Origin of the sequence: Pseudomonas sp. GL-RE-26, assembly GCF_019956275.1 — a bacterium.
GTDB classification, from domain to species: domain Bacteria; phylum Pseudomonadota; class Gammaproteobacteria; order Pseudomonadales; family Pseudomonadaceae; genus Aquipseudomonas; species Aquipseudomonas grandcourensis.
The window spans coordinates 91,020-98,389 of the sequence record NZ_JAHBDI010000014.1; the positions used below are offsets into that span (position 1 = coordinate 91,020).

Below are 7,370 nucleotides of genomic sequence, written 5' to 3' on the forward strand. Positions count from 1 at the left end.
TTTGCATCTGTAGGAGCGAGCTTGCTCGCGATGGTCGTTAACGATAACGCGTGTTTACTGGTTAAACGCAGCGCTCTTGAATCCATCGCGAGCAAGCTCGCTCCTACAAGCGAAACGGCGCGAAGTTGACGTTGGTGCCCGCCGGGCGCATGTCCTGCAGGAAGGAGTCCTTGTCGGCGCTCAACTCCAGGCTCAATGCCGCCTTGCGCTTGCCTTCATTACGCACCACCAGGCCTTCGAGCTTCTCGCGCAGGAACACGGTCGGCACTTTCAGGTGCAGCAACTCATCGGTGTCCGGTGTGTGCATCAGCAGGTGAATCCACTCGTACTGACCGATTGCAAGGCGCGTCACCGGGAGGTCGAACCACCAGATGTTGCGGTTACGGTTCAGTTCGGCGAAGTGGCAGTTGTTGACGCCAAGCACAGCACCGCCGAGTTCCTGGTTTCTGCGGGCAATGGCCTGCTTTTTATCGAGTTTCATAACGTTCCTACGGGATTGGATCTTCAGCGCCAAGGCCTGAATGTGATGCGCATTCTCAAGGGTTGGCCCGCAAACATAAAGCGCAACCTGCACTGAACGATGAAATGTCGTGGTGAAACAAATGAAACTCCCTGCAAAAGCCCCTGGTCAACCTTGTGTAACGACTTTCCTGCATTGAAATGTCTTTAATGAAAAGAAGACGCGGCCATCTTCAGATGGCCGTTTTTGTGTCAGCCTGAACTTGCACGCTGAATTTGTTTCAAAGTCGCCAACTGGGCTACCTTGATGAAAGAAAACAGCCCCTGAGTCGTCACGACTTCAACCCAATCCGTATGCGGCGAATGGAGACGCGAATGATTTTCCCGGACATGAGAGGCTTGCCCCTGCACCGTGTGATGATGCGCACGGTCACCGAGTTCATCGCCGACGAGATGTCGACCTATGCCTCGGCGCTGGCCTATCAAATGCTCTTTTCGCTGTTTCCGTTCATTCTGTTTCTGATCGCACTGATCGGCTTCCTGCATCTGCCTGACTTCTTCTCCTGGCTGCGCCTGCAATCGGAACTCGTATTGCCGCCCCAGGCGCTGGAGCAGGTCAACCCGGTGATCGACCAGCTTCAGCAGTCCAAGGGGGGGCTGCTGTCAGTGGGTATCGTGATTGCGCTGTATACCGCCTCCGCCGGTGTGCGGCTGATGATGAGCGCGATGAACGCAGCCTACGACGTAGTTGAAGGGCGCCCGCTGTGGAAACGCTTTCCGTTGTCGATCATCTACACCGTCGGCATTGCCGGCATGCTGCTGATCGCCGCGGCACTGATGGTGCTCGGGCCGCAGGTGATGAGCTGGATCGCTGCGCAGGTCGGCCTTGAGTACTTCATCGTCACGCTCTGGACCATCGCACGCTGGCCGGTGATCGTGATTTTGCTGATGGTCGCGGTGGCGTTGATCTACTACGTCATGCCCGACGTCAAACAGGAATTCCGCTTCATCACCCCGGGCTCAGTGCTGGCGGTGGTGGTATGGATCATCGCGTCCCTGGGCTTCGGTTTGTACGTCAAGGAGTTCGCCAACTACAACGCCATGTATGGCAGTATCGGTGCGATCATCGTGTTGTTGCTGTACTTCTACATTTCCGCCGCGGTGCTGCTGCTGGGCGCGGAAATGAATGCCGTGATCGAGCACATGTCGCGAGAGGGCAAGGACCCTGGCGAAAAAGTGGCTGGCGAGCATGGTCCCGTCCATGAGGAAAAGCACCATGTGTCGGGGCTGGGCCGCGATCACTCACACAAACCGACCATTGATGAAACCTGATCATGATTCGTGAAATTCTGAAAATGGGCGATGAGCGCCTGCTGCGCATTGCCCCGCCAGTGCCGGTCGAGATGTTCGACAGCCCCGAACTGTGGCAACTGATCGATGACATGTTCCAGACCATGGAAAGTGTGGGGGGCGTTGGCCTGGCCGCTCCGCAGATCGGCGTCGACCTGCAACTGGTGATCTTCGGTTTCGAGCACAGCGAGCGTTATCCGGATGCCGAGGCCGTGCCGCAGACGATCCTGATCAACCCGTTGATCACACCGCTGAGCCCGACCCTGGAAGAGGGCTTCGAAGGCTGTCTGTCCGTGCCTGGCCTGCGTGGTGCGGTGCAGCGTTACCAGCAGATTCGCTACGAAGGCGTCGACCCCAAGGGTGAACCCATCGTGCGTTTTGCCTCGGGGTTTCATGCGCGGGTGGTGCAGCATGAGTGTGACCACCTGATCGGCCGCCTGTACCCGTCGCGCATTACCGACTTCAGCAAGTTTGGCTTCACCGAAGTGATGTTCCCGGACCTGGATCCCAACGCGGACGAATAGATCACCGCAAAACCCTGTGGGAGCGAGCTCCAACTGGCTTGAGTAAGTTAAACGGTTGGTTCCAACCCCATCGCAATCATCGGCTTGCTGCGCGCATAGCGGCTCAACCGTTCAACCATCGCGTAAGGCATCGGCGGATCGAACGTAAACCCGCGTCGCTCATAAAAGCCCCGCAAATCCGGATGGCAGAACAACCACACCGGCAGTTCGCACTCCTTCACCGCAGCCGCAATCAACCCGGCGGCAAGCCCTTGTTCGCGGCAGGCCGGATCGACAAACAAACCGGTCAGCCAATGCCCGCCGGACACCGGACGCAAACACAGCACGGCAACAATCTGCTCACGCCGGGCCACCCACAGCTGCGCATCGCGCACGGCTTTCATCGACGATTGGTGAGCGCGGTAGAACTTGTTCATCAATGGCCATAACGGCTCGTCGAGCAGGGTGAATTGGGTATCGGGCATGGTCTCGGACTGTCGGTGTGCAAAGCGGGCGATTATAAAAGAACGCGCGCGCCGGGATAGGTGTATACCTGATCTCACATCCCCATGAGTGGAGTACGCATCATGTCCAAAGGTATGGATTCAAAGAAAGCGGCGAAAAAGAAACCGGTGAAAACTGCCATTGAAAAGCGCGCGGACAAGAAAGCCAAGAAGGTCGGGGTGTTCGGTCACTGATTCAGCGTTGATTGATCGCTCCCATGCAACATGGGAGCGATCCTCCAGAAAATAATCTGCAAGATTTCCCAAGGCCAATGCACAGAAGGGGACTGGTCCCCGATCTGAGCAACGCCATGCCCCATTACTTTGATAGCGCCCACCGAGCAGAAATCGAAACCCTGTGCCGACACTTCACCGCGCGCACCGAATGGCCGACCTGGTTGCTGTTGATCGGTGTATACAGTGGCTGGTTTGGTATCGTGTTGAACAGCCATCGATTGGGTTTGTGGTGGAGCACGCTGTTGCTGATTCCTTTGCTGGTGCTGTGGTTATCCGTGCAACACGAACTGCTGCACGGCCATCCCACGCGCTGGCCAACCCTGAACAAAATCCTTGGCTACGCGCCGTTTGCCGTCTGGTATCCGTACACCTTGTACCGCGATAGCCATTTGCTGCATCACCGTGACGAGGATCTGGCCATCGGCGTATCGGCACTGTTCAAGGCGCAATACCCGGACCTGGTGACGTTCTTTGAAAAGGTCGATCTGCCGATCGATCTGTTGAACCAGACCCTGGGTCAGATGAGTGAAAAACGACAGAAACCCCGTGAGGTCGTCGAAGCGTTTTTGCGTGAGCAGCCGCAGGTGTGGAAGGGCTGGGTGCCGGGGGAGGTGGTTAGCAAGGTGAGTGCAAGCTTGTAGTTTTGTGCTGTCTGGAAGGTAGCCATCGCGAGCAGGCTCGCTCCCACATTAGGTCTGTATTGCCCACACATCCCGTGGTCAACCAAGATCCCCTGTAGGAGCGAGCCTGCTCGCGATTGATCTCAAGTCTTACGCCAATTCGGCGGCCAACGCCGCTTTCACCGCCGGCCGCTGATCCACCCTGGCTTGAAACCTTGCCAACGCCGGCCACTCATTCAATTCAATATCGAACAACCGAGCCCAACGCAGCACCGTAAACAAATACGCATCAGCAATGCTGAACCCGCCCGCCATCAAGTAATCCTGCCGCTCCAGCGTCTGGTTCAACACGGCAAAACGCTTGAACAATTTCTCCTTGATCAGCGCTTTCATCTCTTCGGGAAATCGAGCGTTGAACAGCCAACCGAGCCCGCCGTGAATCTCCGTCGAGATGAAGTTCAGGCATTCCTGTAACCGTACCCGCTCGAATGTCTCCTGCGCTGCGGCCAGTTTCGCTTGCGGCCGCAGATCAGCCAGGAATTGCAGAATTGCCGGCCCTTCGGTCAGCACTTCGCCGTTATCCAGTTGCAAGGCTGCGACGTAACCCTTGGGGTTGATGGCGAGAAAGTCGTCGCCGTCGGCCGTGGTTTTGCTGATGTTGTCGACGCGGATCAATTGGAAAGGCAGTTCCAATTCGCGCAACACAATGTGTGGCGCCAGCGAGCAGGCTTCGGGGGCGTAATACAGCTTCATGGGGCGGGCTCTGGTTGTGGATTTACGCCAGTGTCATAGTGCGCGGTGCCACCGATAAAATTAATCTTTCAGAAAACTGCCATAAGGAAAGCTACTGCCATGATGAACCTGATGCACTGGCGAATGGTGGTGGCTGTGGCGGATACCGGCAACATCACCCGGGCCGCCGACCGGGTCGGTATGACCCAGTCAGGTGCCAGCCAGGCCCTGGCCTTGATCGAGGAAAACCTCGGTGTTCAATTGTTCACCCGGGAAAACCGCCAAACCTTGCCGACAGCCATCGGCCTGGCGGTCATCGAGCAGGCGCGGACCATGCTCGGTGCGCTGCAAGCCATTCGGAGCACCGTCGAGGCCGCAAAAGGTGTTGAACGCGGGACGATTCGCCTGGCCAGTTTTCCCATGGTCCTGGCGACCTTTCTGCCGCCTTTGCTGCGTCAGTTCAATCGGCTTTACCCCGGCATTGAGGTGGTTGCCCTGGAAGTCAGCGATGACGAAGTGGAAACCCTGCTCGACGCGGGACTGGTGGATGTCGGCGTGGTCCTCAATCCGTCTGCCGAGCGCAAGGCCAGTCCTTTGGGACGCGATGCCTGGATGGCGGTATTGCCCGGCGGCCATCTGCTGGCGCGGCGTTCCCATGAAGAAGGCGTCTGCCTCGAAGAGTTGGTGACGCAACCTTTTGTACTGGCCACGGGCGGTTGTTCGACCAATGCGCGAAGCCTGGCTGCCGATGCGGGGCTGCAACTGCAGGATGTGCGCGTCGAGGTTCGCGAATGGAGCAGTGCGTTCACCCTGGTGCGGGAAAACATCGGCGTGAGCCTGGTGCCGGAGATGACGCTGCCGGGTAATCGGCAGGGTTTGCGCGTGGTGCCGGTGTTGCCGCGGATCGACCGTGAGTTTGCTTTGGTGGTCGCGACAAACAAACCACCGTCGGCGGCGGTGCAAGCCCTGCTAGGTATGCTCGACAGACGGCAACCCCCAACAAGCAGCTGAATCGTTTTTGTCCTCAATGGTGGCCGACTAGTGGCCTTGCAAGCCCAAGGTTGCTGTCTATGATCAGTTGTAACTAACCATGTCGGCCGTGATGGGGCGGTCGATGTCTTGGCGAAAGAGTGCGCAATCGAAGGCACCAACACGTGATGACAAGGAGCTGTCCGCTAAATGGAATTTGTTGTGAACCTGTTAGGGTTGGCCCGCATGCGGGCTATCAAGAGAAGGATGTCTTGATGAGCGTGTCGCTATAAGGACCCTCCGATTGATCATCAATTATCACCTGACTAGTCCTTCTTTTTGGAGGGATGCGTGTGCCTGTTCCATGGAACGTAGTGGTGGATGTGAAAGACCTGCAACTTTCATCAATCAAAAAACCGCGCTGAAGGTGATACAACAATGTTCAACCTACATCACAAGGCTGACCTGCTGGAAATCGAACGATTCAGCTGTGCGCTGACTGAGGCTAATGCCAAGTTGGCGGTGATCAGTCGTTCGATGGCGATGATTGAATTCACTCCGGACGGCATTGTCATCGATGCCAACGAAAACTTTTGCAATGCCATGGGCTACAGCGCCGACGAAGTGCGCGGCAAGCATCACCGGGTCTTTTGCGAAGAGCAGTATTACCGCAGCGATGAGTACACCAAGTTATGGCGCGACCTCGCGCGGGGCGAACCGCTGAGCGGGACCTTTTTGCGCTTGCACAAGAGTGGTCGGGAGATCTGGCTCGAAGCCAGCTACATGCCGGTGCTGGGCCCCGACCGGCAGGTGAAAAGCGTGATCAAGGTCGCCACCGACATCACCTCACGGGTCAACAAGGAACACGAAAACGAAAGCAGGCTCGCTGCGATAGGCCGTTCAATGGCCGTGATCGAGTTCACGCCCGAAGGCAAGGTCATCACCGCCAACGAGAACTTCCTGAAAACCATGCAGTACTCGCTCAACGAAGTGGTGGGGCAACATCACAGCCTGTTCTGCCACCGTGCCGAAGCCGAGTCCCAGGGTTACCGGAATTTCTGGGCTTCGCTCAACCGCGGCGAATATCACTCCCATCGTTTCGAGCGCAGGAACAAGCAGGGTCAGACAATATTCCTGGAAGCCTCCTACAACCCGTTGTTCGACGCCAAGGGGCGGTTGTACAAAGTGGTCAAGTTCGCCAGCGATATCACCCACCAGATGACCACCCTGCAAACCGCCGCTGAATCGGCCCACAGCACCTCGGTGCAAAACGACGTCTGTGCGCGCAAGGGTTCCGAGGTGGTGCAGCAGACGGTGCAGATCATCCAGGACATTTCCCGGGACTTGAACGAGGCGGCATTGAGCATCGACGCCGTGAGCAAACAGTCCGACATCATCGGCACCATCGTGCAGACCATTCGTGGCATTGCCGATCAGACCAACTTGCTTGCGCTAAACGCGGCGATCGAAGCGGCCCGCGCCGGTGAGCACGGGCGCGGGTTTGCGGTGGTGGCCGATGAAGTGCGCAGCCTTGCTGCGCGCACCAGTCAGGCGACGCTGGAGATTGTCGAGGTGGTGCGCAAGAACCACGATTTGTCGTTGAGTGCGGTGTCGAGCATGCAATCGAGTCTGAGTCGAACCGGGCTCGGCGTTGAATTGGCGAACGAGGCAGGGGAGGTGATTCTGGAAATCCAGCAGGGTTCGCGGCATGTGGTGGATGCGATCAGTCAGTTCAATTCGACGTTGCAATTGAACTAGCCGCGGCAAATGAAAAAGGGTCCCGGTAGAGGGTAATGCCGATCAGTTAAGCCTCATTGCTTGACCTTTGGCCGCAAGAAATCAAAATCCGATGCCTGAATAGGCATCGGATTTTTTTATGCGTCTGGCTCGGGCACTGGAACTGACCCACAACTTCGTCTCGACTCCCAATTCCCTCGAGGGATTGGACTCGTTGCTTGATCCATCGCTGGTCGAACAGGCCTTGGAACAAGCCGGTG

At 57.2% G+C, this 7,370-nt stretch carries 7 protein-coding genes and 2 pseudogenes; 6 read left to right on the forward strand and 3 right to left on the reverse strand.

Annotated elements, in window-relative coordinates:
* Nucleotides 1-103: 103 nt before the first annotated feature.
* Nucleotides 104-481 carry a hypothetical protein gene (locus KGB07_RS12180; protein ID WP_046042266.1) on the reverse strand — a complete coding sequence of 126 codons (378 nt, stop codon included), beginning with the start codon at nt 479-481 and terminating at the stop codon, nt 104-106.
* 353 nt (nt 482-834) lie between these two features.
* Between KGB07_RS12180 and KGB07_RS12185 the strand changes: the two genes are divergently transcribed.
* Together KGB07_RS12185 and def are read left to right on the forward strand one after the other, a co-directional pair.
* A complete protein-coding gene (locus tag KGB07_RS12185; RefSeq protein WP_046042267.1) occupies nt 835-1,791 on the forward strand; it encodes a YihY/virulence factor BrkB family protein in 957 nt (318 codons plus the stop codon).
* A gap of 2 nt (nt 1,792-1,793) precedes the next feature.
* The gene (gene def, locus KGB07_RS12190) at nt 1,794-2,333 is read left to right on the forward strand and encodes a peptide deformylase (RefSeq protein WP_046042268.1); all 540 of its coding nucleotides are present in this window, start codon (nt 1,794-1,796) and stop codon (nt 2,331-2,333) included.
* A gap of 47 nt (nt 2,334-2,380) precedes the next feature.
* On the opposite strand, the gene KGB07_RS12195 is transcribed toward def, so the two are convergent.
* Nucleotides 2,381-2,797, reverse strand: coding sequence for a GNAT family N-acetyltransferase (locus KGB07_RS12195; RefSeq protein ID WP_223465499.1), 417 nt, complete (start codon nt 2,795-2,797; stop codon nt 2,381-2,383).
* A 236-nt stretch (nt 2,798-3,033) separates the two neighbouring features.
* Between KGB07_RS12195 and KGB07_RS12200 the strand changes: the two genes are divergently transcribed.
* On the forward strand, nt 3,034-3,693 hold the full coding sequence (locus tag KGB07_RS12200) for a fatty acid desaturase (RefSeq protein ID WP_411741532.1): 660 nt from the start codon (nt 3,034-3,036) through the stop codon (nt 3,691-3,693).
* Nucleotides 3,694-3,822: 129 nt separating this feature from the next.
* Here KGB07_RS12200 and gstA read toward each other — a convergent pair whose 3' ends face one another.
* Nucleotides 3,823-4,425 carry a glutathione transferase GstA gene (gene gstA, locus KGB07_RS12205; RefSeq protein WP_046042270.1) on the reverse strand — a complete coding sequence of 201 codons (603 nt, stop codon included), beginning with the start codon at nt 4,423-4,425 and terminating at the stop codon, nt 3,823-3,825.
* Nucleotides 4,426-4,524: 99 nt separating this feature from the next.
* On the opposite strand from gstA, the gene KGB07_RS12210 reads away from it, so the two are divergent.
* The 3 genes and pseudogenes from KGB07_RS12210 to KGB07_RS29685 all read left to right on the forward strand — a co-directional run.
* Entirely contained in the window at nt 4,525-5,415 is an 891-nt protein-coding gene (locus KGB07_RS12210; protein ID WP_223465507.1) for a LysR family transcriptional regulator, read from the forward strand.
* A gap of 501 nt (nt 5,416-5,916) precedes the next feature.
* A pseudogene (locus tag KGB07_RS29680) lies at nt 5,917-6,585 on the forward strand (PAS domain-containing protein); the annotation flags it as partial.
* A 138-nt stretch (nt 6,586-6,723) separates the two neighbouring features.
* Nucleotides 6,724-7,131, forward strand: a pseudogene (locus KGB07_RS29685) (methyl-accepting chemotaxis protein); the annotation flags it as partial.
* Nucleotides 7,132-7,370: the final 239 nt, after the last annotated feature.

Coding starts and splice junctions, on each gene's coding strand:
- KGB07_RS12180 (WP_046042266.1), bottom strand. CDS start 481: ATGAAACTCGATAAAAAGCAGGCCATTGCCCGCAGAAACCAGGAACTC.
- KGB07_RS12185 (WP_046042267.1), top strand. CDS start 835: ATGATTTTCCCGGACATGAGAGGCTTGCCCCTGCACCGTGTGATGATG.
- def (WP_046042268.1), top strand. CDS start 1,794: ATGATTCGTGAAATTCTGAAAATGGGCGATGAGCGCCTGCTGCGCATT.
- KGB07_RS12195 (WP_223465499.1), bottom strand. CDS start 2,797: ATGCCCGATACCCAATTCACCCTGCTCGACGAGCCGTTATGGCCATTG.
- KGB07_RS12200 (WP_411741532.1), top strand. CDS start 3,034: ATGCAACATGGGAGCGATCCTCCAGAAAATAATCTGCAAGATTTCCCA.
- gstA (WP_046042270.1), bottom strand. CDS start 4,425: ATGAAGCTGTATTACGCCCCCGAAGCCTGCTCGCTGGCGCCACACATT.
- KGB07_RS12210 (WP_223465507.1), top strand. CDS start 4,525: ATGATGAACCTGATGCACTGGCGAATGGTGGTGGCTGTGGCGGATACC.